The organism is Streptomyces sp. NPDC013157, assembly GCF_042899865.1.
Classification (GTDB): Bacteria; Actinomycetota; Actinomycetes; order Streptomycetales; family Streptomycetaceae; genus Streptomyces.
Genome location: NZ_JBIBAK010000028.1, coordinates 76,284 through 102,719, shown reverse-complemented (window position 1 = coordinate 102,719; position 26,436 = coordinate 76,284). Strand labels below are relative to the sequence as shown.

24 protein-coding genes and 1 pseudogene are annotated in these 26,436 nt (G+C 68.6%); 16 read left to right on the top strand and 9 right to left on the bottom strand.

All coding sequences use genetic code 11. The features are described from left to right. Nucleotides 1–25: 25 nt before the first annotated feature. The 3 genes from ACFY6U_RS49365 to ACFY6U_RS49355 all read left to right on the top strand — a co-directional run bounded on the left by ACFY6U_RS49365 (nt 26) and on the right by ACFY6U_RS49355 (nt 3,627). Complete coding sequence (locus ACFY6U_RS49365) at nt 26–505, top strand: MarR family winged helix-turn-helix transcriptional regulator (RefSeq protein ID WP_390049304.1); 480 nt, start codon at nt 26–28, stop codon at nt 503–505. A gap of 593 nt (nt 506–1,098) precedes the next feature. Further along, nucleotides 1,099–1,719, top strand: coding sequence for a TetR/AcrR family transcriptional regulator (locus tag ACFY6U_RS49360; RefSeq protein ID WP_390049302.1), 621 nt, complete (start codon nt 1,099–1,101; stop codon nt 1,717–1,719). 834 nt (nt 1,720–2,553) lie between these two features. Next, nucleotides 2,554–3,627, top strand: coding sequence for a lipocalin family protein (locus ACFY6U_RS49355; RefSeq protein WP_390049301.1), 1,074 nt, complete (start codon nt 2,554–2,556; stop codon nt 3,625–3,627). A 62-nt stretch (nt 3,628–3,689) separates the two neighbouring features. On the opposite strand, the gene ACFY6U_RS49350 is transcribed toward ACFY6U_RS49355, so the two are convergent. After that, complete coding sequence (locus tag ACFY6U_RS49350; protein WP_390049300.1) at nt 3,690–4,355, bottom strand: TetR/AcrR family transcriptional regulator; 666 nt, start codon at nt 4,353–4,355, stop codon at nt 3,690–3,692. A 358-nt stretch (nt 4,356–4,713) separates the two neighbouring features. Here ACFY6U_RS49350 and ACFY6U_RS49345 point away from each other — a divergent pair, with 358 nt between their 5' ends. Next, on the top strand, nt 4,714–5,790 hold the full coding sequence (locus ACFY6U_RS49345; RefSeq protein WP_390049298.1) for a lipocalin family protein: 1,077 nt from the start codon (nt 4,714–4,716) through the stop codon (nt 5,788–5,790). 287 nt (nt 5,791–6,077) lie between these two features. Here the strand turns inward: ACFY6U_RS49345 and ACFY6U_RS49340 are convergent, their stop codons facing one another. After that, nucleotides 6,078–6,875: an IclR family transcriptional regulator gene (locus ACFY6U_RS49340; RefSeq protein ID WP_390049296.1), complete on the bottom strand. Its 798-nt coding sequence runs from the start codon at nt 6,873–6,875 to the stop codon at nt 6,078–6,080. A gap of 178 nt (nt 6,876–7,053) precedes the next feature. Between ACFY6U_RS49340 and ACFY6U_RS49335 the strand changes: the two genes are divergently transcribed. The 6 genes from ACFY6U_RS49335 to hmgA all read left to right on the top strand — a co-directional run bounded on the left by ACFY6U_RS49335 (nt 7,054) and on the right by hmgA (nt 13,774). After that, complete coding sequence (locus ACFY6U_RS49335; protein WP_390049294.1) at nt 7,054–8,064, top strand: fumarylacetoacetate hydrolase family protein; 1,011 nt, start codon at nt 7,054–7,056, stop codon at nt 8,062–8,064. Further along, complete coding sequence (locus tag ACFY6U_RS49330) at nt 8,061–9,695, top strand: bifunctional 3-(3-hydroxy-phenyl)propionate/3-hydroxycinnamic acid hydroxylase (RefSeq protein WP_390049292.1); 1,635 nt, start codon at nt 8,061–8,063, stop codon at nt 9,693–9,695. The genes ACFY6U_RS49335 and ACFY6U_RS49330 overlap by 4 nt, the downstream gene beginning before the upstream one ends. Before the next feature lie 92 nt (nt 9,696–9,787). After that, entirely contained in the window at nt 9,788–10,501 is a 714-nt protein-coding gene (locus tag ACFY6U_RS49325) for a CoA transferase subunit A (protein WP_390049290.1), read from the top strand. Nucleotides 10,502–10,559: 58 nt separating this feature from the next. Continuing rightward, nucleotides 10,560–11,216, top strand: coding sequence for a CoA transferase subunit B (locus ACFY6U_RS49320; protein ID WP_390049288.1), 657 nt, complete (start codon nt 10,560–10,562; stop codon nt 11,214–11,216). Beyond that, nucleotides 11,213–12,400 carry a thiolase domain-containing protein gene (locus tag ACFY6U_RS49315; protein WP_390049286.1) on the top strand — a complete coding sequence of 396 codons (1,188 nt, stop codon included), beginning with the start codon at nt 11,213–11,215 and terminating at the stop codon, nt 12,398–12,400. The genes ACFY6U_RS49320 and ACFY6U_RS49315 overlap by 4 nt, the downstream gene beginning before the upstream one ends. Nucleotides 12,401–12,436: 36 nt before the next feature. After that, nucleotides 12,437–13,774 (top strand): homogentisate 1,2-dioxygenase, encoded by a 1,338-nt coding sequence (gene hmgA / locus ACFY6U_RS49310; RefSeq protein ID WP_390049285.1) that lies wholly within the window; start codon nt 12,437–12,439, stop codon nt 13,772–13,774. Nucleotides 13,775–13,856: 82 nt separating this feature from the next. Here hmgA and ACFY6U_RS49305 read toward each other — a convergent pair whose 3' ends face one another. After that, nucleotides 13,857–14,126 carry a hypothetical protein gene (locus tag ACFY6U_RS49305; protein ID WP_390049283.1) on the bottom strand — a complete coding sequence of 90 codons (270 nt, stop codon included), beginning with the start codon at nt 14,124–14,126 and terminating at the stop codon, nt 13,857–13,859. Between ACFY6U_RS49305 and ACFY6U_RS49300 the strand changes: the two are divergent. Together ACFY6U_RS49300 and ACFY6U_RS49295 are read left to right on the top strand one after the other, a co-directional pair. Then, a pseudogene (locus ACFY6U_RS49300) lies at nt 14,110–14,328 on the top strand (acyl-CoA dehydrogenase family protein); the annotation flags it as partial. The gene ACFY6U_RS49305 and the pseudogene ACFY6U_RS49300 sit on opposite strands and share 17 nt — an antisense overlap. A 171-nt stretch (nt 14,329–14,499) precedes the next feature. Beyond that, nucleotides 14,500–15,321: an alpha/beta fold hydrolase gene (locus tag ACFY6U_RS49295; protein WP_390049282.1), complete on the top strand. Its 822-nt coding sequence runs from the start codon at nt 14,500–14,502 to the stop codon at nt 15,319–15,321. Between the two features lie 168 nt (nt 15,322–15,489). Here ACFY6U_RS49295 and ACFY6U_RS49290 read toward each other — a convergent pair whose 3' ends face one another. From ACFY6U_RS49290 to ACFY6U_RS49265, 6 genes are all read right to left on the bottom strand, one after another. Continuing rightward, nucleotides 15,490–16,680 carry a hypothetical protein gene (locus ACFY6U_RS49290; protein WP_390049280.1) on the bottom strand — a complete coding sequence of 397 codons (1,191 nt, stop codon included), beginning with the start codon at nt 16,678–16,680 and terminating at the stop codon, nt 15,490–15,492. A gap of 185 nt (nt 16,681–16,865) precedes the next feature. Then, nucleotides 16,866–17,753, bottom strand: coding sequence for an NADP-dependent oxidoreductase (locus ACFY6U_RS49285; RefSeq protein WP_390049278.1), 888 nt, complete (start codon nt 17,751–17,753; stop codon nt 16,866–16,868). A 23-nt stretch (nt 17,754–17,776) separates the two neighbouring features. Next, entirely contained in the window at nt 17,777–18,835 is a 1,059-nt protein-coding gene (locus ACFY6U_RS49280) for an LLM class flavin-dependent oxidoreductase (protein WP_390049276.1), read from the bottom strand. 31 nt (nt 18,836–18,866) lie between these two features. Beyond that, nucleotides 18,867–20,084 carry a DUF3500 domain-containing protein gene (locus tag ACFY6U_RS49275; protein ID WP_390049274.1) on the bottom strand — a complete coding sequence of 406 codons (1,218 nt, stop codon included), beginning with the start codon at nt 20,082–20,084 and terminating at the stop codon, nt 18,867–18,869. After that, nucleotides 20,081–20,941, bottom strand: coding sequence for a cupin domain-containing protein (locus tag ACFY6U_RS49270; RefSeq protein ID WP_390049272.1), 861 nt, complete (start codon nt 20,939–20,941; stop codon nt 20,081–20,083). The genes ACFY6U_RS49275 and ACFY6U_RS49270 overlap by 4 nt, the downstream gene beginning before the upstream one ends. Nucleotides 20,942–20,986: 45 nt before the next feature. Further along, nucleotides 20,987–21,589, bottom strand: a complete 603-nt coding sequence (locus ACFY6U_RS49265; protein ID WP_390049270.1) for a cysteine hydrolase family protein — start codon at nt 21,587–21,589, stop codon at nt 20,987–20,989. 351 nt (nt 21,590–21,940) lie between these two features. On the opposite strand from ACFY6U_RS49265, the gene ACFY6U_RS49260 reads away from it, so the two are divergent. The 4 genes from ACFY6U_RS49260 to ACFY6U_RS49245 all read left to right on the top strand — a co-directional run bounded on the left by ACFY6U_RS49260 (nt 21,941) and on the right by ACFY6U_RS49245 (nt 26,379). After that, complete coding sequence (locus ACFY6U_RS49260; RefSeq protein ID WP_316769190.1) at nt 21,941–22,483, top strand: flavin reductase family protein; 543 nt, start codon at nt 21,941–21,943, stop codon at nt 22,481–22,483. A 219-nt stretch (nt 22,484–22,702) separates the two neighbouring features. Then, the gene (locus ACFY6U_RS49255) at nt 22,703–23,572 is read left to right on the top strand and encodes a fumarylacetoacetate hydrolase family protein (protein ID WP_390049268.1); all 870 of its coding nucleotides are present in this window, start codon (nt 22,703–22,705) and stop codon (nt 23,570–23,572) included. After that, the gene (locus ACFY6U_RS49250; RefSeq protein WP_390049266.1) at nt 23,569–25,212 is read left to right on the top strand and encodes a class I adenylate-forming enzyme family protein; all 1,644 of its coding nucleotides are present in this window, start codon (nt 23,569–23,571) and stop codon (nt 25,210–25,212) included. Before ACFY6U_RS49255 ends, ACFY6U_RS49250 begins: the two co-directional genes overlap by 4 nt. A gap of 24 nt (nt 25,213–25,236) precedes the next feature. Beyond that, the gene (locus tag ACFY6U_RS49245) at nt 25,237–26,379 is read left to right on the top strand and encodes a thiolase family protein (protein WP_390049264.1); all 1,143 of its coding nucleotides are present in this window, start codon (nt 25,237–25,239) and stop codon (nt 26,377–26,379) included. Nucleotides 26,380–26,436 lie beyond the last annotated feature (57 nt).

The window sequence follows — 26,436 nt, the reverse complement described above, 5'->3', positions numbered from 1 at the left end:
TGTGCAAGTGCGGTACATTTACCGAATGACCGCATCCCCTTCCTCTGCCAACGGAGCCGGGCTCGAATCGGAGCTGGGGTGGGCGATCCGCATGGTCTCCTCGACCTTCGGCCGCATGGCCACCAGTTCGGTGGCGGACCTGCCGGGCGGGCCGCGGGGCTACCTCGTCCTGGTCGCCCTGGCCCACGGCGAGCCCCCGTCCCAGCTCGCCCTCGCGCAACAGGTGAACCTCGACCGCACCGTCGTGACCTATCTGCTCGACGATCTCGAGGCTCGTCAGATGATCACGCGCAAGCCCGACCCGCGCGACCGACGGGCCCGCCAGGTTCTGATCACAGAAGAGGGACGCGCCCACCTCGAACGCGCCCAACACGGCCTCTCCCTCGCCGAGGCACGCCTGCTCGCCGACCTCGACGAGGACGAAGCCCACCACCTCCGCCGTCTCCTCATGCGGGTGGCCCAGACGGCTCAGCGCGAGGCGCTCGCCCCCGACACCGACTGCTGAGCAGCGCCGGGGCCCCGCGCCGAGTGTCGTCTTGTCACGAGGTTTCGGCAGTTCTCGCCGAAAAGGCGACGTCAGGACTTGGTGCGGGGTCGGCGCGTGGGTTCCGGCGCGGCCGTCCGTTCGTCGTGCTCGCGCAGCATGCGCATGACGGTGGCCGGGGCTGGGCGGGCCGGCCGCGCTTCTTGCCCACGCGGATGACGAGCAGCAGGCGATCTCGCGCATGGAGAGGCGTTCGTCATCGCGCAGGCGCGGGCGGTGACGGTGATGTCGTGGTCGGAGAGCTTGACGCCGCCGACCGCTTTGTCGTAGGGGCAGTCTCCCGGCCTTCGAGGATCTTGTCACGGATGTAGTCGCGTGCGGACTCCGCCCTGGCGGCGAAGCAGGCGAACAGGGCTGCCCCGGTCGGGCGGGCAGCGCGCGCACCCTCGCGGCCTTCCGCACCTGGGTCGCCCGTCCCGCCCTGGACTACCAGCCTTTCTTCCAAGGCGGCGAGCTCATTCTCTTGAACCCTGTCGCTGTGGAGCACCCATTGGCTCAACGGATATAGAGTCATCGCAGGCGCGCCGGGATAATTTTCAACATGCGTTGAGTGAATGGGTGATGTGATGTCTGGTACCTCGATCAACACCAGAGTGCAGCGCCGCGCCCGTACACGTTCGGCCATCCTGGATGCCGCCCGGCAGGAGTTCTCCAGGTCTGGCTACCAGAAGGCGACGATCAGGGCGGTGGCCGATCGGGCGGGGTGCGATCCTTCGCTGGTAATGCAGCACTTCGGCAGCAAGCAGGAGCTGTTCCGGGCCGCGGTGCAGCTGGATCTGGACATGGCGGCGGTGGCGGCAGGACCGGCCGAGGAACTGAGCGAGCGGCTGATCCGGGCGGTGTTGGAGCGCATGGACGAACGGCCGGAGGCGACCGCCTCCACCTTTCGCTCCATGCTCACCCACGACGAGAGCGCCGAGGAGGCGTTGAAACTCTTCAACGTAGCGGCCATCGCCGAGCACAGCGGCGTTTCGGGCGCGTTCGACGACGACTCGAGCGAGCTGCGTGGCCAGCTGGTCGGTGCGCTGACGCTGGGTGTCGCCATCACGCGCTACGTACTGAAGGCCTCCGCCGTCGAGCAGGCCAGCGTCGATGATCTCGTCGCCCATCTGCGACCGGCCGTCGAGGCACTCTTGCCGGAATCAGCGCTGAAGGGCCATCAGAAAGCTGACTGAGGCTTCGCCCAGCCACGCCTGCAGCCGTGACGGGGGCGACCAGCGCCGCCCCGAGACACCAGAGGTGGGGCCGACTGTGCTGTGTGCGGCCGGCGCATGTCGCCCTGCGGCTGGCCATCTGATCCGCCGCCCGCATCGGGCGTGAACGAACACACCGCCGGACGGACCGGCGACCGGAGGCCTGCTGAACAGCCGGCGTGGCCTTCGGGCCGGGCCAGAGAAGCCCAGCACGGCCAGGCCCGGCATGGTCGGAGGCGATGAACAACTCGGGCCGCCGCCGCGGACCGACCGGGACCGCCGCCGCGGACCGACCGGGACCCGCCGGAGTGCACCCGACGGGGAGCTCGATCGAGATGAGCCGGCGGGGACCCAGCCACCCCTGCTCGCCGGACGCCGCACACCACCGCGGCCACCGGCGAGCAAGAGCGTTCCCGCGGGTCAAGCGCGGCGTCCGGATGTTCAGTTGTCACCGGAAGCCCGCGCGGTCAACGGCATCGCTGAGCCGTACCGTCCCAGGATGGTCCCACCGTCGTCCGGCCGCCGCCAACCCGCGGCGGCCACCAGCGTCGAACCGGCGTCCCCCTCCCACAGCCGGCCCGCGGCAGGCCGGGCAATGGCCCCCTCCTCGGCCAGAACCATGCGGTGCCGCCTCTGATCGCGCACCACCAGACGACGAGACCCGGGGTTTCGCGCGAGGGGGCCGAGGTGTTCCACGTCACCCCTCCATTTTGCTCAACAAATATTGAGCGAACTGCCCACGCATACCTATGATCACTCTACGAGCGTTGAGTGAATGGCTCGACAGTCATCCCCCGCATCCCAGGGAGAACACTCATGAAGATGAACAAGCGGGCGAAATTGGGCATCGTCTCCGCCGCCACCGCAGCCATGGTCGGCCTGGCGGCGCTGCCCGCCGCCCAGGCCGCGCCCCAATCGCCCAGGGCGGCCGACGTCACCACCGACAAGGGGATACCGGCAGCGTTCGACCCCGCGACCGGCCTCGCCGCCCAACCCGCCACCAGCGGCAAGACCTGGACCGACTCGATCTACGTCAACAGCGAGGTGAAGGCCGGCGGTCACGACTTCGGCATTCACGTCATCACGCTGCGTCAGCCCAACATCGATCAGTACTCGCTCTCGGTCGTCGTGACGGACGAGACGAGCGGGTGGTACAAGAGGTACGGCGTCCCGATCGCCAAGAACGACTACCACTGGAGCACCAGCGGGCTGGACATCAAGATGCCTGGCCTGACCTGGAAGGGCAACGCGCAGCGCATGTCGCTGAAGGCCACCACCCCGTGGGGCGGCCTCGACATCAAGCTCGCCCCCAAGGGCCCGGCCCTGAACTATGCGGGGACCGGCACCTGGTCGATGCTGGGTGACACACAGTACGAATTCGCCTTGCCGTCGATGCGGACCAGCGGCACCCTCACGCTGAACGGAAAGACCCAGAAGATCTCCGGAGAGAGCTGGCTGGACCGGCAGTGGGGCGAGACCCCCGTGGACGATCCCTCCATGCGATGGACCTGGATGAGCGTCCGCCTGCCGAACAACGACACGCTCGCCCTCTGGGACACCGTGAACAGCAAGAGCGAGAACTCCTGGGCCACCGTCCTGCATCCGGACGGCTCCTACGACCTGGCGGCGGTCAAGCCCCTGGCCGACGGCGTGGACAGGACCTGGACCAGCACCAAGACCGGCAAGACCTATGCCACCCGCTGGCATGTCGGGATCCCCTCGCTGAAGACCCGTCTCACCGTCCGCGTCAACGGCCCCGAGGACCAGGAGGCCGCGGACAAGGCCGGCAACGGCGTATACGAGGCACCGGCTGTCTACACCGGTGTCTACGAGGGCAAGAAGGTCACCGGCAAGAACTACACCGAGCAGGTGGGCGACTGGAGGCGCTGACCACGTCCTGGACGGCTAGAAGCAGTAGTCCTCCCACGCGGAACATGCCAGTTCACACCTCGCTACCGGTGCTTTGCGTCACCCGGGGCCAGTAGGCCGTCCATCACCAGTGCGGCCAGGGCCTCCGCCTTGGCGAGACGGTCCGCCTGCGTCATGTGCTCGTAGCCGCCCACGCGCCGGGCGAGCGGCTCCTGCACCAGTCCTGACACCGGAGCGATGATGGCGAAGAACACGATGTCGATCGAGACCCGCGCCACGCGCCCGGATGCCATCAGCCTCTCGATGCTGGGCGCGACGAGGGCGAGCGTCGGTTCGATGTAGCTCTGGTAGAGGTAGTCCAGCCGCTCGGTGTCCCGCGCGGATTCATCCGCCATCAACATGGCCAGGTACGGCTCACCGATGGTGGTGCGGTAGAACTCCCTGACGAACTGCCGCACCACGTCCTCGTCGTCGCTCCCCGGGGCGGCCGGCACCATGCGGGTGAGCTGAGCCCCCAGGGCGGCATCCACCACCGCGCGCCAGTAGGCCGCCTTGGAACCGTAGCGGTCGTTGATGAAGGTGGGGCCGACCCCGAGACGGCGTGCGAACTCCCGCGCGGACGCCCGGTCGTATCCCAGCTCCGCGAACGCCTCCAGGCCCCGCAGCAGCACGTCCGGCGCCGAGGGCACCTCGGCGGAATCCGCGCCGGGACGCCCCGGGCGTCGCGTGGTGGTCGGCTTGCCTCCCACGTGTCCTCCTCAGTCGGCCGTGCGGGCGTGTGCCCGTCAATCGCACCAGCGTAGCCGCCCCTGTCGGCACAGCTGAGCACCGTCCCAGGTCAGCGCCTGCCCCGGATCCGACGCAGTGGCCCCTGCCCGGACACCGGCTTGACACGGGCCACCATATCAATAATCCTACAGGTGTTGGATATTTCTTCGGGTGGCCGATGCGGGCGCCCGAGGACAGGCGCCGCCCGCCGACGAGCCGGCGCGGCGCCCATCCGGCGCCCGCGGGTTTTCCTTCCGCCCACAACTGCATTCATCGATAGTACGAAACCGTTTCGTACATTCATGTAATCCGTGCAGGACATCTGCACAAGGAGTCATCATGCGCAAGACCACTGTCGGCGCGACCGCCGTCACCGCCGCACTCATCGCCTCGCTCGCCCTCGCCTCGGGCGGAACGGCCACCGCGACCACAGCCTCCGGCACGGCCGCGGCGCACAGCACCTCCTCCGGGAAGGGGCTGAACCAGACCAGCCTCCCGGTCGCCGTCGACCCCGCCGCCGACCTCACCGCCAACCCCGACCGGGTCAACGAGTCCTGGTACGTGACCGCCCACGTGACCGCCGGAGGCCACCACTACGGATTCCTGGCCCACTACCTGAGCGCCGGTGACGCCAAGCAGGGGCGAGCCTCCTCAGCTGTGTCGATCACCGACGAGGACACCGGCTGGTACACCAGGTCGGAGGCCACCCTCCCGGCCCGGGCGGGCCTGTCCGACAAGCAGGGCGTGGACATCCACACCGACAACATCAGCTGGACCGGCGACGCCAAGGAGCAGAAGCTGCGCGCCAAGGTCCCCGAGGGGACCATCGACGTCACCTTCCGCCCGCAGGGCAACGTCCTCTACAACATGGGCACGGGCTACTTCCCCATGTTCGGCGACGCCAAGTACCCGAACTACGAGTACGCGCTCCCCACCATGGACACTTCCGGCACGCTGACGCTCAACGGTCGCACCGACAAGGTTCGCGGGCAGTCCTGGCTGGACCGCCAGTGGGGCCCCCTCCCCGACATCGCCGCGGGCGAAGCCTCATGGGGCTGGATGAACCTCAACCTGTCCAACGGTGACAAGGTCAGCCTCTGGAAGACGGAGGACAGCAAGGAGAACACCTGGGCGACCGTCCTGAAGCCCGACGGCACGCAGACCGTCGCCGAGGCGACCCTCACGCCCGACAACTCCACCCTCTGGACCAGCCCGACCACCGGCAAGAACTACCCCACCCGCTGGAAGGTCACCATCCCGGGCGAGCACGCCAAGCTGAACGTCAAGACCTACGCCAAGGACCAGGAACTGGTGATCACCGGGCCCCGCTACGAAGGCGGCGCCGCCATCACCGGCACCTACGACCACCGCCCGGTCACCGGCACCACCTACATCGAGGTCGCCCCCTCGAAGTAACCGTGACCTCGGTCTGACCGCACGAGGCCTCGCCGGTGTTCTCGGCGCCGCCCCCCCCAGGGGCGGCGCCGAGCCTCATCAGGTGGGCCACGCGGGTGTGGGCCTCCTGCTCGGCAGCGGTACGGGCGGTGGCGCCCTTCTCCAGAATCGAGACGGAGATCAGGGGTCGCCCCACGGCCCGGCGTTGTCTTTCAGCGAGAACCACAGGGACCCCTGGTCGGTGACCAGGCCCGCGCAAGGGGCCGGCGTCGAGATCGAGCGGCAGCCCGCATGCGCGCTCGCCGAGATCACGATCCCCTGGTTCGCCTGACGCGTGGTCCGTGTGCGAAGAGTCGGGTCTGGATGTGGCCGACCGCGCGTCCCACGGCGTCGGCCACGTCCCGGACCCGGGCCGGCGGCATGCGACTGATCGGTGCCGCGACTCCGACGCTGCCGATCGGCTGCCCGAACAGGTCGCGGATCGGCACGCCCACCCCGGCGACACCGACCGTGATCTGGTCCTCGATGTGGGCGAAGCCCTGGCGTCGGGTCCGGGCGACGAGCTCGTCGAGAGTCTGTTCGGTGATCCCCCAGTCGTGCTCGATCTGCTCCACGACGTCGCGCAGCACGTCGTCGCGTTCCGGTTGCTCGATGGCCGCGAAGATGGCGAGTCCGGCGGCGCCCACACCGAGCGGACGGCGGCTGCCGATGCGCAGGGTGACGACCTGAATGGGCGCCGGGCCGCTTTCGACTTCCAGACAGACGGCTTCCGACCCGCTGCGCATCATGAGGAAGACGGTGTCACCCAGTTCGGTCGCGAGCGTGATCAGCGCGGGACGACTCCGGCCCCGGATGTCGAACTGCTGGGCGGCGGCGACACCGAGCTCGAAGGCGAGCGGTCCGAGTGAGTACATGCCGTCGGGTGAGTCCTGGTGCACCAGATGAGTTTCGCGGAGCTGGCTCAGCACTCGGTGGGCGGACGAGTGGGGCAGGCCGCATCGCTCGGCGATCTGGGTCAGCGCGAGACCGCCGGGCCCGGCGCTCGCGAGAGCCTTCAGTACGACGACTCCACGCTTGAGCGAGCCCACGGCTCCTGTCTGCGGCATGGTCCGGATAGTGGATCGCCAGAACATCCGAAGTCAAGAGCAGCGATGCGACAGGGCAGCAACCACGCGAAAGAGGCGGAGAAACCGCCTTTCCGATAAACGGAAACTGCTCCTGACAGCTGCGCGACCGGTCTCTTCAATGGGGCGCGAAGCCGAACGACTGGGGAAGGACCGCACAGTGAAGCTGGGCAGTTTGGTTGAAGGAGGTCGTGACGGCACTCTCGTCGTCCTCGATCGCACACTGACCCGTGCCGTACCGGCGACCGGGATCGCGTCGACGCTCCAGGCCGCGCTCGAGAACTGGACCGAGGTGGAGGAGCCGCTGCGGAAGCTGAGCGAGGCCCTCGACGGGGACGGCGTCACCGGCGCCCTGCTCGTCGCCGACCTCGAGATGGCAAGTCCGCTTCCCAGGAGCCACCAGTTCCTCGACGGCTCGGGCTACCTCGACCACATGCGCAAGGCGCGGGCCGCCCGAGGCGCGGAAATGCCGCCGAACTGGGAGACGGAGCCCCTGATGTACCAGGGCCTGTCCGACCGTTTCCTCAAGGCCCGGGACGAGATGGTGATCCCCGAGGAGGAGCTCGGTCTCGACTACGAGGCCGAGATCGCGGTGGTGCTCGACGACGTCCCGATGGGCACCACCGTCGATGAGGCGGCGGCCCACATCAAGCTGTTCGTCCTGCTCAACGACTACACGCTGCGGACCCTGACGCAGAGCGAGCTTCCCAAGGGCTTCGGGTTCCTCCAGGCGAAGCCGACCAACGGGTTCGCCGTCGCGGCGGTGACCCCCGACGAGCTCGGCAGCCGGTGGGACGGTGAGCGCGTCCACCTGCGGGTGCGGACCAGCCGCAACGGATCGATCGTCGGCGAACCCGACTCGGGCACCGGCATGTACTTCACGTACCCGCAGTTCATCGCCCATGCCGCTCGTACGCGTGACCTCGCCGCCGGCACCGTCCTCGGCGCGGGAGCGGTCTCCAACGAGGGCGCCGAGAGCGGGCACGGATGTCTCGCCGAGGTGCGCATCTGGGAGACGGCGACCTACGGCGCCGTACGCACCCCCTGGCTCCTTCATGGCGACGTGCTCGAAATGGAGGCCTTCGCCGACGGAGAGTCGGTCTTCGGCCCGCTCGAGCACCGCATCACGGCGCTGAACAAGACGGGCGAGCCCGCGGGCGAGCGGCGATGAAGCGGTACGACGCGGTGATCGCGGGCATGGGCCCGACCGGGATCACTCTCGCCAACCTCCTCGCGCGCAGGGGGTGGAGGGTCCTGATCGCGGACCCCGCGCACGAGGTCTACCCGCTGCCCCGGGCCATCACCGCCGACCACGAGGTGATGAGAACCTTCCAGGCCATCGGCGTCGCCGACGAGGTCGCACAGGAGTGCATCCCTCATCCGGGATCGGACTACCTCGGCGTCGACGGCGGGCTCATCAAGACGTTCTACCCGGCTCCGCCTCCGCACCCGCTGGGCTGGGAAGCCAACTTCCTCTTCTACCAGCCGAGGCTCGAAGCCCGGTTGAGGCGGGAGCTGGAGCGCTACCCGAACGTCGAACAACGACCGGGGACCTCGCTGGTCGACGCGGCCGAGAACGCGGACTCCGTCGTGGTCGTCCTGGAGCGCGACGGAGAGACGGAACGCGTCGAGGCGGAGTTCCTGGTCGGCTGCGACGGCGCGAGGAGCCGGACCCGCTCACTCGTCGAGCCCACGATCACCGATCTCGATTTCGACGAGTGGTGGGTGATCGTCGACGCCAACCTCGTCGCCGACACCGACCTTCCCCCCAGGGCCACGCAGTACTGCCGGCCCTCCCGGCCGGGCTCCTTCATCATCGGACCGGGCTCGCTCCGGCGCTGGGAGATCAAGGTGCTTCCGTCGGAGGACCCCCAGGACTTCAAAGACCATGCCGTGCTGAGAAGGGTCCTGTCCCGTTTCGTGGATGTCGACGCTCTCGAGATCGCACGGGTCGCCGTCTACAGGTTCCACGCTCTGGTCGCCGACAACTGGCGACGCGGACGCATCCTGCTCGCCGGCGACGCGGCTCATCAGATGCCGCCCTTTCTCGGGCAGGGCATGTGCTCCGGAATCCGGGATGCGGCCGGGCTCGCCTGGAAACTCGACGCCGTCGCCAAGCGCGGCTGGCCCGAACACGTGCTGGACACCTACGAGGCCGAGATGCGTCCGCACGTGGCCGAGGTCGTCGGGCTCGCGAAGTCGTTCGGCGAGATCATCGGCGAACTCGATCCGGACCGCGCGAGGGCTCGGGACGCCCGGCTCCGTGAGGCACGCCGGCTGCGTCCGGACCCCACACGGCAGCAGGTCATACCGCCGCTGTCGGCAGGGCTGATCGCGTCGCCGCCGAACGTGGCGGCCGGCACCCAGTTCCCCCAGCCGTGGGTGAGGGACGCGAGCGGTGACCGGGTCCGCCTCGACGAGGTACTGGGCGACTGGTTCGCCGTCGTGAGCATCGGCAACGACGACACCCCCGGGGCCGGCGCGGGCGACGACTCCGGGCGGTTCTTCGAGAGCGCGTGCCGAGCACTCGGTGCCCGGCACGTGGCCGTCAGGAGATCGTCCGGTGGCGAGAACGGCCGTACGGCGGCGAGGGCGGAGGACGCGGCGGTGACGGAGGTGGTCGACCTCGACGGCACCCTCGTGGACTGGGCCTCCCGGCTGGGAATCTCCTGGGCGGTCGTCCGGCCCGACCGTTACGTCTACGGCACGGCCACCTCCCAAGGCGCGGCCCTCGGGCTCGTGGAGGAACTGTGCCTGCGGGGAGAGGTGCTCGCGTCCGAGCCGGTCGTCGAACGGCACTGAGCGCTCCGCTGGAAGAACGGTGACAAACCTGCGGGCCGGTGGGGGCTGGTCGCTCCCACGCGGCGGAGCCGCATATCGTGAAAGGAACCGACATGGCTGTCATTCACCCCACCGCCACCGAGGCGCTGCACGATCTGCTGTCCGACGGGATGACCCTGGCCGTAGGCGGGTTCGGCCTGAGCGGCATCCCGGACGACCTGATCGCGGCGGTCCGCGCGTCGGGCGTCCGGGATCTCACCGTCATCTCCAACAACATGGGAGTGGACGGGATCGGCCTCGGCGTCCTCATCGAGGGCGGTCAGGTCCGCAAGGTCATCGCCTCCTACGTGGGTGAGAACAAGCTCTTCGCGCAGCAGTACCTCGACGGAGTGCTCGAGGTGGAGTTCAACCCGCAGGGCACCCTGGCCGAACGGCTCCGTGCGGGCGGCGCCGGGATCCCCGCCTTCTACACCCGCACGGGGGTGGGCACCGAGGTCGCGGCGGGCAAGAAGACCGAGGCCTTCGACGGAGTCGAGTACGTGCTCGAACGGGGCCTGGTCGCCGACCTCGCGCTGGTGCGCGCCCACCGCGCGGACACCGCCGGCAACCTCGTCTACCGCTACACCGCCCGCAACTTCAACCCGGTCGTCGCGACGGCCGGCCGGGTCACCGTGGCCGAGGTCGACGAGGTGGTCGAGGAGGGCGAGATCCATCCCGACCACGTGGTCACGCCGAGCATCTACGTGCAGCGCGTCGTACGGACGTCGAGCCGGGTCAAGCACATCGAACAACGCACCACGCGGCAGCGGACCGAGACGTCCGCGTGAGCGTGTACCGCGCAAGCCGCGCAAGAAGAAGAGCCGCGTGCGAAGAAGAGGAGCTGTCATGACATGGTCCCGCGACGAGATGGCCGCCATCGCCGCCTCCGAACTGAGAGACGGTGCCTACGTCAACCTCGGCATCGGCATCCCCACCCTGGTCGCCAACCACCTCCCCGAGGGCGTGAAGGTCACCCTCCAGAGTGAGAACGGTCTCCTGGGCATGGGCCCGTTCCCCTACGAGGGGGACGAGGACGCCGACTTGATCAACGCGGGCAAGCAGACGGTCACCGTGCTGCCCGGCGGCAGCGTCTTCGACTCGGCCGCCTCCTTCGCGATGATCCGCGGCGGGCACGTCGACCTGACGATCCTCGGAGCCATGCAGGTGTCGGGCTCCGGAGACCTCGCCAACTGGAGCATCCCGGGATCCGTCGTCAAGGGCATGGGCGGGGCCATGGACCTGGTCGCGGGAGCGCGCCGCGTGATCGCCCTGACGACCCACCGCGCCAAGGACGGATCCTCCAAGATCGTCCGCGAGTGCACCCTCCCGCTGACCGGTGTCGGCGTCGTGGACCGTGTCATCACCGACCTCGCCGTCTTCGACGTCGTCGAGGGCGGCCTGCTGCTGGCCCGGACCGCCCCGGGGGTGACGGTCGACGAGGTCCGTGCCACCACCGAGGCCGAGTTCACCGTCGGCTCCGCGTACGAGGCGGCTGCCCGATGACTCTCGCCCAGACCTTCGGAACCGACATCGTCATCTCCGGTTGGGGGCACACGCGCTTCGGCTCACTGCGTGACCAGTCCCTCGAAGACCTCGTCGTCGCAGCCGCCCGCGACGCGGTCGCCGCCGCGGGGATCGACGCCGGGGACGTCGACGAGATCTGGTTCGGCCAGTTCAACTCGGGCCTGTGGCCACTGGCCTTCGCCTCGTCCCTGGCCCTGCAGATCTCCGACGACCTGTTCGGCGTACCCGCGACCCGGGTCGAGAACGCCTGCGCATCCGGCTCGGCGGCCGTCCACGGCGGTATCAAGTCCCTCCTCGCGGGCACCGCCCGGACCGTCCTGGTGATCGGCGCCGAGAAGATGTCCCACGCCCCGGCGGAGCAGGTCGGCGCCGCCCTGCTCGGGGCCGACTACGAGCTGGCCGGCCAGGAGTCACGCACCGGTTTCGCCGGGCTGTTCGCGAAGGTCGCCGAGGCCTATCGGCAGCGGTACGGCGCTACGGACGATGTTCTCGGGCAGATCGCGGCGAAGAACCACCGCAACGGCCTGGCCAATCCGTGGGCCCACCTCCACAAGGAGCTCACCCCCGAGTTCTGCGCCACGACGTCACCCAAGAACCCCGTCGTCGCCGGTCCCTTGCGGCGCACCGACTGCTCGCCGGTCTCCGACGGCGCGGCGGCCCTCGTCCTCACGACCAGGCCGAGCGGCAGTGCGGCCCAGAGCCCGGTCCGGCTGATCGGCTTCGGCCAGGCGAACGACTTCCTGCCCGCAGGCAAACGCGACCCGGTCGAGTTCGCCGGCAGCGCCGCCGCCTGGAACCGCGCGAAAGGCATGGCCGGCGTGGAACTCGGTGACCTGGACCTGATCGAGCTGCACGACTGCTTCACGATCGCCGAGCTGGTGATGTACGAGGTGCTCGGGATCGCACCCCGCGGCAAGGGACGCGTCGCGCTCGACGAGGGCACCGTCTTCCGGGGCGGCAGCCTGCCGGTGAACCTCTCCGGAGGGTTGAAGAGCAAGGGCCACCCGGTCGGCGCCACCGGGGTCTCCCAGCACGTGATGGCCGCGATGCAACTGTCCGGCACCGCCGGTGACATGCAACTGCCGGGAGCGCGTCGCGCCGCCGTGCACAACATGGGCGGGCTCGCGGTGGCCAACTACGTCAGCGTCCTGGAGGCGACCTGAGCCGTCCCGGGCCCCGAACACCTAACGGAGGTACTCATGACCACAGTTGACAGGTCACTCACCGACATCACCGGACCGGCTTCCGCACGCGACCTCGCGTATCTCTCGGGTTTCGGCAACCAGCACGTCACCGAAGCCGTCCCGGGGGCTCTCCCGCAGGGCCGCAACAGCCCGCAGAAGGCGCCTCTGGGACTCTACGCCGAGCAGCTGAGCGGCACCTCGTTCACCGCGCCACGCCAGGACAACCTGCGTACGTGGGTCTACCGCATCCGACCGTCCGCGAAGCACTCCCCGTTCCGGCAGGTCGATGCCGGCGGCCTGACCGCGAGCCCGATCGCGAACGCCGCTCCCTCCCCCAACCGCCTGCGGTGGGACCCCTACGAATTCCCCGCCGAGCCGAAGACGTTCGTCGAGTCGCTGTTCACCATCGGCGGCAACGGCGATGTACGCGCGCAGTCGGGTGTCGCCATCCACATGTACGCCGCGGCCAGGTCGATGGACCGCGAGTACTTCGTCAACAGTGACGGCGAAATGCTGATCGTCCCGCAGCAGGGCGGTCTGCGCGTCGCCACGGAACTCGGCATCCTCGCCGTCTCCCCCGGCGAGATCCTCGTCCTCCCCCGCGGCCTCCGCTTCAAGGTGGAGCTGCCCGACGGCGTGGCCCGCGGATACGTCCTGGAGAACTACGGGCAGATCTTCAGGCTGCCCGAACTCGGCCCGATCGGTGCCAACGGCCTGGCCAACCACCGGGACTTCCTCTACCCGACGGCGGCCTTCGAGGACCGGGACGAGGAGGTGCGGGTCTTCAACAAGTACCTCGGCAACCTGTGGGTCTCCGAATACGACCACTCCCCCCTCGACGTCGTCGGCTGGCACGGCAGCCTCGCGCCCTACAAGTACGACCTGAACAACTACATGGTGATCGGCACGATCTCGTTCGACCATCCGGACCCGTCGATCTACACCGTGCTGACCTCGCCCAGCGGAATCCCCGGGACGGCGAACGCCGACTTCGCGATCTTCCCGGACCGCTGGCTCGTCGCCGAGAACACCTTCCGTCCGCCGTGGTTCCACCGCAATGTCATGAGCGAGTTCGTGGGGCTCGTGCACGGCACCTACGACGCCAAGGCCGAAGGCTTCCTCCCCGGCGGCGCCAGCCTGCACAACTGCTTCGCCTCGCACGGCCCCGACCGTGAGACCTACGAGACCGCCAGCACGGCAGAGCTCAAGCCGCGCAAGATCGACAACGGGCTCACGTTCCTGTTCGAGACCCGGCTGCCCCTCATCCCGACCTCTGCCGCCCTCGCGTTGCCGACCCTTCAGGGGGACTACGACGCGGTCTGGGACGGCCTCCAGCGCCAGTTCGAGGGCTGACACCGTCGTACGACTCATCTTCCGGCCCGCGTCCCATGGCGGGCCGGAAGTGTTTGTGAAGTGACCAGCTCGGGACGGACAGTCAGCGTCGCCGGCTGCCCGGCGTCGTCAGAGACTCTCGCGCCACTTGTCGAACTCCTGCTTCCAGCGACCAGGAGGAGGGAACAGCCCCTCGGCCGGATTCCCCTCCGCGATCCACGACGAGGTACTCCGGGATGACGACGACACCATCGTCGTCTCCGACCACGATGTCCCCGGGCTGGACCGTCACTCCACCACACGTGATCGTCGTGTCCGCCTCCCAGTGCCGAGCACCTTGGCGCGCAGGGCGAGAACATCGCCGCGTGGACATGGAGGCGGGCATGGCCAAGCTCTTCGCACCCGAGACCGCGATGCAGATCGCGCTCAACGCCGTTCGCATCCACGGCGGTTACGGCTACTCCACCGAATTCGACGTCGAACGGTACTTCCGCGACGCCCCGCTGATGATCGTCGGCGAGGGCACGAACGAGATCCAGCGCAACGTCATCGCGAGCCACCCGTCAGACGCTTGACACTTTAGAACCCAATTGAAATATTTACGTAAGGTCATTTAAACATGTCTCAATGCTCCTCTGGAGCCTCTGAGACCGCCTACTCCACGGAAGCCGTCGTCGGGAACGGGCGGCTCCAAGGATTCACGAGCAGGATCACCCAGCTTCCACGTGATCGAAAGTTGGCCCCAAATGACATCCGCGTCCGCAAAGTACGGTTCCGCCTTCACCGAAGGCGTCGCCCAAGCCGACGGTCACCCCATCCGGTACTTCCGCGCCGGCTCCGGCGACACCCTCGTCGTCATCCACAGCGCCGTCGGCATCCGCTTCACCCCCATGCTTGACCGCCTCGCCGAGCAGTACGACGTCATCCTCTTCGCACTGCCCGGCTGGGGCGACGAGCCCGACGGCGGCCGCGACCTGACACTCACGGAACTGGCCGACACCGTCCACCAGGCGACCCAGGGCCTCGGGCTCAAGAGCTTCCATCTGCTCGGAAGCACGCTGGGCGGCGACGTCGCCCTCAACATCGCCCTCGATCACCCGGAACGGGTGGCCTCTCTTGTCCTCGACACACCGGGCACGTTCCACGAAGGGGCCGACCCCTCACCGGGGAACGGCACACCTGAGGAAGCCCTTGCCAAGGTTCGCGTCCACCCCGAGCGGGAGCCGGTCTTCGTACCGCCTCACCCCGACTCCCAGGCTCGGATGTTCGCGTTGATCTCCAGGCTCCAGGGAGCGAACCCCGACTACTCGAAGCAGATCGCCGAACGTCTGCCTGAACTTTCTGTTCGCACGCTGGTGGTGTTCGGCGAGAAGGACGGCTTGATCCCACCCCAGAACGGACGCACTTTCGCCCGTCTCATGCCCGACTGCAGCTTCGTCCTCCTTCACGATGCCGCACACGACGTGCAGGGCGACCGCGCCGAGGATCTGGGCGCCCTCGTAGCGGACTTCCTCGCTCACGGATCGGACTTCCAGCTTCCCCCGGACGCCACCCTCGTCACCCCGTGAGTCACGCCATAGCGCCATGAAAGTGGGCGGTTGGTTCGGGATCTCGAACCAACCGCCCACTTCAGTGCACAGCCCCGGGTGGATCAGAGAAGGCGACGCCCGCACGTCGAGTGCGGAACGTCGCCAGTCCTGTCACTGATCAGGCCGCCACTTCATGAACCGGCGCGGTCACAGGCCGGGAGGCACAACAAGTGCCGTTCCCATCCACTGCAGCTCCGGCGGCGCGCCGATGAGTTCATGACCGATGTCCGCCAGCTGGCTGCGGCTGATCACCGCGTGCTGACAACCGGAGATGGCGTCGCGGATGACGCGCTGAAGAGTTCCGGCGCGCAGTGCGGTGCCTCCGCCCTTGTTGAACGCCCACAGGGCGACATCCCGACAGATGTCGTGCATGTGCACGCTGGCGCCGGCGAGCAGACTGGTCTGCCGACGGCTGAGGGGCTCCCCACGTGCCGCCGAGGCGTCCACCTCGGCGAAGACTTCGGCCCCGAGCGCGCGAGCGGAGCGGTAGGCCAGTTCGAAGTCCGCGTATTCGGTGCGGAAGACCGGGTTGTCCCCGAGCCGGGTCGCTCCGGGCTTGGGATCACGGCTCGCGAAGGCGGCGATCTCGTCGAGGAGTCGACGGGTGGTGCCGGACGCCCACGTCTGGCGTCCGAGATGAACCACTGCCAGCAGGCCGGCGGCGGTGTCGGGAAACAGCGGGACCGCGTGGTGATCCGGAACGAAGTAGTCAGTCACGGTGAAGTCGACGGAGCCGGTGCCGCGGAGCCCGATCGTGTCCCAGTTGCCCCGGAGGGTGGTCGCCGAGGCCGGTACGAGAAACATGAACGGCGGGCCGGGGACGGGCTGGTCGCCGTCGAAGACCAGGGAGTTGCACAGCACATAGTCCGCGTTCGGAAGCCCGCTGCAGTACGAGTAGGACGCGGTGAGCCGGTAGCCGCCCTCGACCCGGACGGCACGTCCACTGGGGTAGGCGGTCGCGGAGAAGTTCGGCACCCCGTCGGCCAGAAGTGATTTCTCGACGGCTTTGTCGAAGAACGCCGTGAGGTAGCCGACGCCCGCGAAGATTCCTCCTGTCCAGCTGATCGACCCGTCGATGTAGGCGAAGCGTTCGAGGACCTGAGCCGAGTCGCTGGGAGTCACCGCCAAGCCACCCAGGTCCTTGCTGACATACATCCAGCTGAGGCCGCTGTCTCGCAGCAACTCCATCGTGCGTTCCGTGAGCTTGCCTGCGTCGTCACAGGCCGGGCCTTCCGCCTGGAGGTCGTCGGCAATCGCGTCCAGGGTGGCGAGCAGCCGGTCGCGGCCGGCGGCGGAGTCGGTGCCTGCCACGTCGGCCAGGTCAGTAGTGGTGGTCATGGGAACCTCGATCCGTGAGAACGGTGCTGTCAGGGCGAGGGCCGCGGGAGCGGCCCTCCCGTGTTCGGCTCGGCCGAACCTTTCTGTGATGCGGTCTGAAACACGTGCCCGGCCGTTGTCACGGCGGGCGCATTCGCGGCAGGCAGGAGATCCGCCAGGCCGTCAAGGGTGCGCAGGACCAAGCGTTACGAGGGCAGCAGCACCAACCGCCCCCGCACCCCGCCCTCCGCGAACCGGGCGTGCGCCTTGGCCGCGTCCTCCAGGGCGTAGGTCCCGGCCACCCGCGGGGTCAGCGCCCCTTCGTCCGCGAGCCGGACCAGCTCGGCCAGGCTCGCCCCGTCGGCGTTCACCTCGATGGCACGGGTCCGCACGCCACGCTCCGCCGGCGGCACCAAGGGCGGCAGGAGGCCGACGTAGGCGCCGCCGTCCCGCACCCATGCGAGGGCCTGCTCACCGAGGACCGCCGCGTCGAGGACCGCGTCGACGCTCTTCGGCTCCCCGCTCGTGACGTGCACCGCCCCCAGCGAACGTACGAACTCCTCGTCGCCCTCCCGAGCCTGGCCCGTCACCACGAGCCCGCGGCGGGCGGCGAGCTGCACGGCGTACGCGCCGACGGCACCCGCGGCGCCGGTCACCAGGACCGACTGTCCCTCCGTCAACTCCAGGAGGTCCAGGGCCTGGAGCGCGGTCAGCGTGTTCAGCGGCAGAGCCGCGGCGTGCGCCGAGTCCATCGTCGTGGGCGCCTCGGCGACGGCGCCCGCGGGTACGACGACGTATTCGGCATGGGTGCCCAGCGGCTTGACCAGGCCGAAGAGGAGCGCAACGACGTTGTCTCCGACCTTCCAGTCACTCTGCTCGCCGACCGCGTCGATCGTCCCGGCGACGTCCCAGCCGAGCCCTATCCGCTGTCCCTCTCCCCCGTAGACCCCGGACCGCGCCGCGACGTCGCACGGGTTCAGCGCGGCCGCGGCCACCTTGATCCGCACTTCCCGCGCCCCCGGCTCGGGCACCTCTGTGTCCACGACCTCCACGACCTCGGGTCCGCCGAAGCTGTTCACTACTGCAGCACGCATGGCATGTCTCCTGAAATCATTGATCACTCGTCTGAAGCGGCGGTGGTTGTGGGGTGCTGCCAGGCCCGGAGTTCGGGCATGACGTGTTCGGCGAACAGGTCCATGGAGTGGCGGACCGCGGCCGTGTCCATGAACACCTGGCGGAAGGACAGGGCGAGGTTCGTGTTGCGTGCCGACCGGACCCGCCGGAGCAGCGACTCGGCCACCTGGTCCGGTGTGCCGACGTGGTACGGGATCGGTGAGTCGGCGGCCCAGTCGCGCAGTCGGTCGGGTGCGGGCACGTCGAGTCTGCCGCCGGTGAATTCCAGCCCGACCCATTCGTGGCCGGCGAGGAAGGTGAGCCAGTGGTGGACTCCGCGGGCGGCCTCGGCCCACGCCCGGTCCTCGTCGTCGGCGACGTGCACCATGGACAGGAGCCCCGACCCATGGTCGGCGGGGTTGTGCCCGTGGGCGCGCAACTCGCTGTCGAACAGCTCCATGAGCTGCGGACCGAACGCGGAGGCGCCGGCGACGTTCAGTCCTCGGCGCGCGACGCGCTTCACTCCTACGGGACCGCTGGCGGCGACCCAGACCGGCAGCCTCTCCTGCAGCGGTTTGGTGGTCATCCGCACGCCGGGGAAGGTGAAGTACTTGCCCGCATGGCTGAACTCGTCCTCGGTGAAACACTTGAGGATGACGTCGAGCCCTTCGAAGAGCCGCCCGAAGCGTTCGGCGGCGTCGACGTCGTAGGAGCGGAACTCCTCGTAGAACGACCCGGCGCCCACGGTGAGTTCGAACCGGCCCCCGGAGAGGATGTCGAGCACCGCGGCGTCCTCGGCCACCCGGAGCGGATGGTGGTAGGGCAGCACGGTCACATGGGTGCCGATACGGATCCTGCTGGTCCGTTGCGCCACCGCGGCCAGTACCGGGAAGAGTCCGGGCGTCGCCTGGTCCCAGGCGAAGTGGTGTTCGCCGGCCCAGGCGTGGGTGAACCCGAGCCGCTCGGCGTGTACGACGTCGTCGATGTGGTCCTGGTAGACCTGCCGCAGGCTGCGCTGCTCCTCGGGGTGACGGCGGATGTTGAACAGGAAACCGACGTCCATGGCGGTTCTCCTTCCGTGACGCGTTACTCCGTCACGTGTGTGGGTGCTGGTGTGCGTAGTGCTGACGCAGCAGGTCCTTGCCGTAGTCACCGCCGTTGGGGGTGCGCACGATGGTGTGCACGTGGTACGGCTCCGGTTCGTCGTTGTCGAGGAAGATGCCGGCGTGGTTGTCGTACTCGATCAGCACGACCGGACTGTGCACCCGGTAGTAGAAGGGCGCGTGGGGTTCCCACGTCCCGATCCACCCCAGGTGGGTGTCGTCGAGGAAGCGCTCGATCTGGTTGCGGCGGTGCGCACGAGGCTCTGGGGGCAGGTTCTCCAGGTAGGGGTCGGTGAGCGACAGCAGCAGCTCTCGCTGGCCCGGCGTCAGCCGGTCGCCCGCCAGACCGACGTAGGGGAGCACACGGTTGTCCCGGCCCGCTGCCGCGCGGTGGCGGCCGTCGACGATGCCGGACAGCTCGGGCGGAAGGTCCGCGGACAGCATCGAGCCGTACAGCAGGGCCCGGTCGCGCTGCGCCGCGCTCAGGGACTCCATGAACTCCCGGGCGCGCTCGCGATGGTCGGAGAACACGGCCTCACCGCCGAACTCCACGCCGAGGAAGGTCGGTGTGAGCACCAACTGGCCGCCGATGAAGACCGCGTGGAGATCGATGTGGTGCCCCGCGAGCTGCCAGCCCCACGGCTTCTGGAGCGAGGGCTCGCCGAACAGGGTGAACCGGTAGCAGTACTCGGTGAGTGTGTCCGGGTACTTGCCGACAAACGTGCCCAGTTCGGCGTTGAGACGCATCGCCTCGCGCAGCAGCTCGTAGCCCTCGGGGCTGACGGTGGCTTCGATCACCGACAGCGCCGCCTCACGCGCGCGCCCGGGCAACTCCTGCAACAGCAGGCCGTGTTCGGGGAACGTCAGAAACGCGTTGGACCACACCCGCCATTCGGTGGCGTCGACCGGCAGCACGCCGAGCGCCTGTTGCTCTGCCGTGAGCTGATCCAGATAACCCCGTGCGTTGTGCACCGCCTGCTCTGTCGGTGCACCTTCGTCGGTCAGGGTGAAGAGGTCGGTCAGGGGCTGCCCGTCGGTCGTGATCCCCACGAAGGGATCGCCGGCGGTCTCCCCCACTGGCGGCAGCTCCGCGCCCGCGACGAGCTTCATGATCGCCGCCACACCGGCGTCGTCGGAGAAGTCCACCGCGCCCCGCTTCAGCGCCAGGCGCTCCGGGCGCGGCCGGTACCCACCGCGCAGATCGGTCATGACCGCCCCGCTCCGACCTGCTCGAAGACGGACTGAGGGCCGGTGGCATCGTGGCCGTTGGCGCTGAAGTCGACACCGCTGTCCCAGGGCTTCACCGGCTCCGGCGCGGGCGAGAGAACCGAGATGTGCTTCTCTGCCACCGTGCCCGCGTTGTACTGCCGGTGCGGTACGCCCGCGGGCAGCACCACCAGCGTGCGGGGGCCGACGACATGCTTCTCCAGAGCGATCTCGACGGTCAGTTCCCCCTCCAGCACCAGGTAGTACTGGTCGAAGGCGTGGATATGAGTGCCCGGCCCGGCCCCGCCGGGAGCGACTTCCATGTAGTTGACGACGGTGTGCCGCGCGCCGGTCGCAGGACCGGCCAGAGCGACCATCTTGAGGCCCGGCATCGGCTCGTCCAGGGCGTCGGGATCGACGCGCCGGGTGTATCCGGGGTGGTCGGTGCGGTGGGTGGCCGGTACATCGTCGGGAGAGTCCACCATGTACGCCAGCTGGGCCATCGGCCCGGGAGCGGGGATCAGCATCTCGAAGTGGGTCTCGGCTCCCGGCCCGTCGTTCCAGTTGCGGTGTGCCAGCCCCGCCGGGATGAACACGAGGGTGCCGGCACTGATGTGCTGGACCTCGTGCCCCAGTTGCACGTTCATGGTGCCCTCGACCAGGTAGTACAGCTGGTCGACGTGGTGGTAGTGCAGACCGGGGCCACAACCTCCTTCCTCGATGTGGCTGTTGATCAGGATCGCGCTCTCCAGATGGGAGAGGAACTGCGCGCGGTAGCCGGGGAACCCCGTGTCGATGGCCTGGTCCGGGTCGAAGGGGCGGACGTACTGCATGCGGGTCGGCGGTGTGATGGGCGGCATCGGCCTACTCCTGCGTCGTCGTGTGGGTCTCGTGGTGTGCGCGGCTCAGCGGGAGAAGGCGGCCTCGACGTCCTGGGTGGTGACGATCTCGCCCAGCAGCGTGAAGGTGTCCAGGGCGGCCTGGTGCGACTCGTCGCTGGCCGCCGAGCACGCGTCGGAGACGATGAGGGTGCGGTAGCCGTGGTTGGCAGCCTCGCGGGCGGTGCCCTGGACGGCGTGGTCGGTGGCGACCCCGGAGAGGACGACGGTGTCGATGCCCTTCCCGCGCAGGATGCCGTTGAGGTCGGTGCCGTGGAAGCCGGTGAGGCGGGTGTGGGTGATGACCAACTCGCCGGGCTCGGGGCTGAGTTCGTCGATGTGATCAGCGCCGCGCGTTCCGTCGACGAGGGCCTTGCGCTCTTCCACCAGGGCCAGCAGAGGGCAGTTGATGATCAGATCGCCATAGCCGGGCCGGAAGGCCGTCCGGATGTGGATGACGGAGGCTCCCGCGGCTCGGGCCGCGCGGGTGAGCAGCTGGTTCTTGGCGATGACACCGTGCCGCTGCACGCCCTCGGCGAAGAACGGTCCGAAAGCACCCTCGGGTTTCACGATGTCGTACTGCCAGTGGATGTTGATCACGGCGGTACGGGCTGGATCGAACTCGGTCATGTGTCCTCCGACTGGCAGGCCCGCGGGCGTCCGGTTGACCGCTGAGCAACCATGTTTCAGATCGCAACATGACAGTCCACCACTGTCAATAGAAATGTTTGTTTTCAAGACAGACATGTCTGTGTTACGTTCATATTGGCTCCTCAAGGGCGTCGCCGGATGGTTCGCGCGCGCCCCGGTATCTGATCCACCTGGCCGGGATCGGCCAGGTGGACCCAAGTCTCAGCGCGTTGTGACTTCGCTCGAATCGGTCCGCCGCAGCTTCGAGCTGTCAGCCGCCCGGGGATCTGCCCGCCGCGCGTGCCTGCGGCGGCGACATGGTCCCCGCCTGACCGGAAAAGGACTGCAACAATGGCATGGACATCACTACCGGCCTCACCGAGCGGCTCTGCCGGGAGTGGGGCGACCCTGGAAGCCGCCCGTTTCCGCGACGTCCTCTCCGCGGTGCCCACCAGTGTTGTCGTGGTGACCGCCCTGGACCGCGGCGAGCCGGTCGGGCTGGCCGTCGGCACCTTCCTCTCGGTGTCGATGAATCCACCACTGGTCGGGTTTCTGCCCGCGGCGACGTCGAGCAGCTTCCCCCGGATACGACAGGCCGGCGCCTTCTGCGCGAACGTGCTGACCGTGAACCAGCAGCACGTTTCCCAGGCGTTCGCCACCAGTGGCGCCGACAAGTTCGCCGGCCTGTCCTGGCGTCCGGCACCGGTGACCGGCTCGCCGGTGCTGGAGGGAGTGGCGGCGTGGATCGACTGCCGGATCACGACCCTGCACGAGGCCGGGGACCACTTCATCGTCATCGGTGAGGTCGCCGACCTCGATGCCGCGCCGGAGGAGACACCGCTGGTGTTCCACCGTCGCCGCTACACGGGCGCCGTCGGGCCGACCGCGGCCTGAACGCCGTACGTCCCGCCGGAGGTTCACGGGGCGTAGGCCGCTGCTGGCGGAGCTTCGCCGCTCACACCGCAAGAAGGATCGCAGGTGGTCGTCCGCACCGCCGATGCCCCCGACCGGCCGGTCTCGACGGAGGACCCCGACGAACGGGCGGTCCCCCGTCGAAGGCGTCGGCCTCGACACGGCGCAACCGCGCGCCGGAATCCATGAGGAGAAGCACCGATGAAGCTGCTCACGTACCGCATCGGCGACAAGGTGTCGTTCGGCGTTCTCTCGGCCGAGGGCGTCATCGACGGCGCCGAGACGCTCGGCGGGGAGGCCACCTCGATCCGAGAGCTCCTGGAACGCGATCTCACGGGGCGGCTGGAGCGGCTCAGCGCGGGCCGCGAGGCCACCCACTCCCTGGCCGAGATCGAGTTCCTCCCGCCTGTCCCGGACCCGGCGAAGATCCTGTGCGTGGGCGTCAACTACGTCGACCACCGCGACGAGACCGGCCACGTCGACAAGCCCGAACACCCCACCGTCTTCAGCCGGTTCGCCGACACCCAGGTCGGACACGAACAGCCCGTCGTCCATCCGCCGAACACGAGGCAGCTGGACTACGAGGGAGAGGTCGCGATCGTCATCGGCCGTCATGTGTCGGTGATCGAGACGGACGCCGACGCCCGGGCGGCGATCGCGGGACTGTCGGCCTACAACGACCTGAGCGCACGGGACTGGCAGTTGCACAACAGCCAGTGGCTGCCCGGCAAGAACTTCCGCGGCGTCGGTTCCTTCGGTCCGTACCTGGTCACGCTGGACGAGTTCGACGACCTCGGATCGGTGCGGCTCACCACCCGGGTCAACGGCGAGCTGCGGCAGGACGCCACGCTGGACCAGCTCGTCTTCGATTTCACGGCGATTCTGGGGTACGTCACCGGGTTCACCTCCCTGACCCCCGGCGACGTGATCGCCACCGGAACGCCTGGCGGTGTCGGACTGGCGGCGAAGCCGCCGCGTTTCCTCGCCCCCGGCGACGTGACCGAGATCGAAGTGTCGGGCGTCGGGGTCCTCCGGAACGAAGTCGTGGCGGCACCGGAGGACGCGCGGTGAACCGGCGTCCCTGGCTGAACACGTATCCCGGTGATCTCCCGAGGCAGATCACTCCCGAGTCCGAGTCGATGCTCGAACTGTTCGCGACCACCGTCTCCAGGTTCCCCGACAGAACCGCGATCGCCTATTTCGACGGCGCTGTGTCCTTCCGAGACCTCGACCAGCGCTCGGACGCCCTGGCGATGGCCCTGGCGGAGGGCGGCTTCGTCGCCGGCGACCGGTTCGCGCTCTACACCCAGAACAACCCGGCGTTCGTGGTCGGCCTCCTCGCCGCCTGGAAAGCCGGTGGTATCGCGGTTCTCATCAACCCCATGAACAAGGCGCGCGAGCTGTCCCACCTGCTCAGGGACTCGGGCGCGACGGCCCTGCTGAGCCTTGACGATCTGTACGTATCGGTTGCCCGTGAGGTGCTCGACGGCGGGCAGACCGAGGTACGGCAGGTCTTCGTGGCCTCCGCACGCGACGACCAGAAACGTGACGACGAGCGCGTCATCCCCGTCGCGGAGCAGCCGGCGGTCTCCGGGGCCTTCCGGCTGACGGACGTGTTCGCCCGACACGGTGACCGCAAGCCGGAACCAGTCAGCGTGAACGCCGAGAAGGCGGCGGTCCTGACCTACACCTCCGGCACGACCGGAGTACCGAAGGGGGCGATCAACGCTCACGGCAACCTGGCCTTCAACACCCACACCTACCGCGAGTGGATGAAGCTGAGCCAGGGCGACGTCGTCCTCGGTATCGCTCCGCTGTTCCACATCACCGGGCTCGTCGGGCACGTCTGCGTCTCGTTGGTGATCGGCTCGAAACTCGTGCTCGCTCACCGTTTCGACGGTAGGGTCGTCCTGGACGCGATCCGCGAGCACCGGCCGACGTTCACCGTCGGCGCCATCACCGCCTTCAACCATCTCTCCGGACTGCCCGGAGCGACAAAGGACGACTTCGCGTCGCTGCGGGTGGTCTACTCCGGCGGCGCACCGATCGCACCTCAGCTGCGCGAGAAAATCCTGGCCCGCACCGGGATGGACATCCACAACTGTTACGGGATGACCGAGACCACCTCGCCGACACACGCCGTGCCGCTGGGTGTGTCGGCGCCCGTCGATCCCGACACGCGAGCTCTGTCGGTCGGCGTGCCCGTCTTCAACACGTCCGTGCGCATCATCGACGACAACGGCACGGAGCTGCCGCCGGGAGAGACCGGCGAACTCGTCGTCTCCGGTCCGCAGGTCACCCCCGGCTACTGGAACAAGCCGGCGGAGACGGCGGACAAGCTCGTCGACGGCGAGCTCCACACCGGTGACCTAGGCATGATGGACGAGGACGGCTGGTTCTACCTGGTCGGGCGGAAGAGCGACATGATCATCGCTTCCGGCTACAAGGTGTGGCCCCGGGAGGTGGAGGACGTCCTCCTCGGCCACCCCGCCGTCCGTGAGGCCGCGGTGATCGGCGTCCCGGACGAATACCGCGGCCAGACGGTCAAGGCGTTCGTGTCCCTGCAGTCCGGGCGAACGACCAGTCCGGACGCCCTCATCGTGTTCTGCAAGGAGCGTTTGGCGGCCTACAAGTACCCCCGTGTCGTCGAGATCGTCGACGAACTGCCCAGGAGCCCGGCCGGCAAGATCCTGCGGCGCGAGCTGCGGTGAGGACCGAGAAGGAATGAGCAGATCATGAACGACGCCGTCATCGTCGCCGCCGTGCGCACCCCGGTGGGGAAGCGCGGCGGTGCGCTGTCGTCCATCCACCCGGCCGACCTGTCCGCCCACGTCCTCGAAGCTCTCGTCGAACGCACGGGAATCCACCCGGCGCTCGTCGACGACGTGGTGTGGGGATGTGTCAGCCAGGTCGGGGAGCAGACCTTCGACATCGCCCGCACCGCGGTTCTGTCAGCGGGTTGGCCCGAGTCCGTACCGGGGACCACGGTCGACCGTCAGTGCGGCTCCTCGCAGCAGGCCGTGCACTTCGGAGCCGCGGGACTCATAGCCGGCTACTACAACGTGGTCGTCGTCGGTGGTGTGGAGAACATGTCCCGGGTTCCCATGGGGTCCGCGGCCGCGACCGGCAATCCGTTGGGTGAGCGATATACCAAGCGCTACGGTGCCGAGTTCCCGAACCAGGGCATCGGCGCCGAGATGATCGCCGACGCGTGGGGGCTGTCACGGACCCAGCTCGACGAGTTTGCGCTGACCTCGCACGAGCGCGCGGCCATCGCCACGGATGCCGGACTGTTCACCACAGAGATCGAACCCATCGTGGCGGCCGACACGATGGTCACGACGGACGAGGGCATACGACGCGGCGGGACCCTCGACAAGCTGAGCACGCTCCGCCCGGCCTTCCGCGAGGACGGCCGCGTCACCGCCGCCAACTCCTCGCAGATCTCGGACGGAGCGGCCGCGTTGCTGATGATGACGAGCGAGGCGGCGGCCGCTCTGGGGCTGACGCCTCTCGCCCGCATCCACACGGCGGTCGTCACCGGTTCCGCGCCGATGCCGATGCTGACCGGCCCGATCCCGGCGACACACAAGGTACTGGCCAAGTCGGGAGTCAGCCTCGACGAGATCGGCGTCTTCGAGGTCAACGAGGCCTTCGCCTCGGTGGTGCTGGCCTGGGCGGCGGAGTTCGACGTGGACATGGCCCGCGTGAACCCTCGCGGCGGCGCCATCGCACTCGGCCATCCTCTGGGCGGATCGGGGGCCCGGCTGATGACCACCATGCTTCACCACATGCGCGCCGAGAACATCCGGTACGGCCTGCAGACGATGTGCGAGGGCGGGGGCCAGGCCAACGCGACGCTTCTCGAACTTGTCTGACGGCGTGAACCCCTACGGACTGCAGGAACCACACGAACAGCACGAAGCCCCCCTTCT

Coding starts and splice junctions, on each gene's coding strand:
- ACFY6U_RS49245 (WP_390049264.1), top strand. CDS start 25,237: ATGAACGACGCCGTCATCGTCGCCGCCGTGCGCACCCCGGTGGGGAAG.
- ACFY6U_RS49355 (WP_390049301.1), top strand. CDS start 2,554: ATGAAGATGAACAAGCGGGCGAAATTGGGCATCGTCTCCGCCGCCACC.
- ACFY6U_RS49345 (WP_390049298.1), top strand. CDS start 4,714: ATGCGCAAGACCACTGTCGGCGCGACCGCCGTCACCGCCGCACTCATC.
- ACFY6U_RS49340 (WP_390049296.1), bottom strand. CDS start 6,875: ATGCCGCAGACAGGAGCCGTGGGCTCGCTCAAGCGTGGAGTCGTCGTA.
- hmgA (WP_390049285.1), top strand. CDS start 12,437: ATGACCACAGTTGACAGGTCACTCACCGACATCACCGGACCGGCTTCC.
- ACFY6U_RS49290 (WP_390049280.1), bottom strand. CDS start 16,680: ATGACCACCACTACTGACCTGGCCGACGTGGCAGGCACCGACTCCGCC.
- ACFY6U_RS49260 (WP_316769190.1), top strand. CDS start 21,941: ATGGCATGGACATCACTACCGGCCTCACCGAGCGGCTCTGCCGGGAGT.
- ACFY6U_RS49270 (WP_390049272.1), bottom strand. CDS start 20,941: ATGCCGCCCATCACACCGCCGACCCGCATGCAGTACGTCCGCCCCTTC.
- ACFY6U_RS49325 (WP_390049290.1), top strand. CDS start 9,788: ATGGCTGTCATTCACCCCACCGCCACCGAGGCGCTGCACGATCTGCTG.
- ACFY6U_RS49365 (WP_390049304.1), top strand. CDS start 26: ATGACCGCATCCCCTTCCTCTGCCAACGGAGCCGGGCTCGAATCGGAG.
- ACFY6U_RS49295 (WP_390049282.1), top strand. CDS start 14,500: ATGACATCCGCGTCCGCAAAGTACGGTTCCGCCTTCACCGAAGGCGTC.
- ACFY6U_RS49265 (WP_390049270.1), bottom strand. CDS start 21,589: ATGACCGAGTTCGATCCAGCCCGTACCGCCGTGATCAACATCCACTGG.
- ACFY6U_RS49255 (WP_390049268.1), top strand. CDS start 22,703: ATGAAGCTGCTCACGTACCGCATCGGCGACAAGGTGTCGTTCGGCGTT.
- ACFY6U_RS49330 (WP_390049292.1), top strand. CDS start 8,061: ATGAAGCGGTACGACGCGGTGATCGCGGGCATGGGCCCGACCGGGATC.
- ACFY6U_RS49315 (WP_390049286.1), top strand. CDS start 11,213: ATGACTCTCGCCCAGACCTTCGGAACCGACATCGTCATCTCCGGTTGG.
- ACFY6U_RS49280 (WP_390049276.1), bottom strand. CDS start 18,835: ATGGACGTCGGTTTCCTGTTCAACATCCGCCGTCACCCCGAGGAGCAG.
- ACFY6U_RS49320 (WP_390049288.1), top strand. CDS start 10,560: ATGACATGGTCCCGCGACGAGATGGCCGCCATCGCCGCCTCCGAACTG.
- ACFY6U_RS49285 (WP_390049278.1), bottom strand. CDS start 17,753: ATGCGTGCTGCAGTAGTGAACAGCTTCGGCGGACCCGAGGTCGTGGAG.
- ACFY6U_RS49275 (WP_390049274.1), bottom strand. CDS start 20,084: ATGACCGATCTGCGCGGTGGGTACCGGCCGCGCCCGGAGCGCCTGGCG.
- ACFY6U_RS49305 (WP_390049283.1), bottom strand. CDS start 14,126: ATGTCCACGCGGCGATGTTCTCGCCCTGCGCGCCAAGGTGCTCGGCAC.
- ACFY6U_RS49360 (WP_390049302.1), top strand. CDS start 1,099: ATGGGTGATGTGATGTCTGGTACCTCGATCAACACCAGAGTGCAGCGC.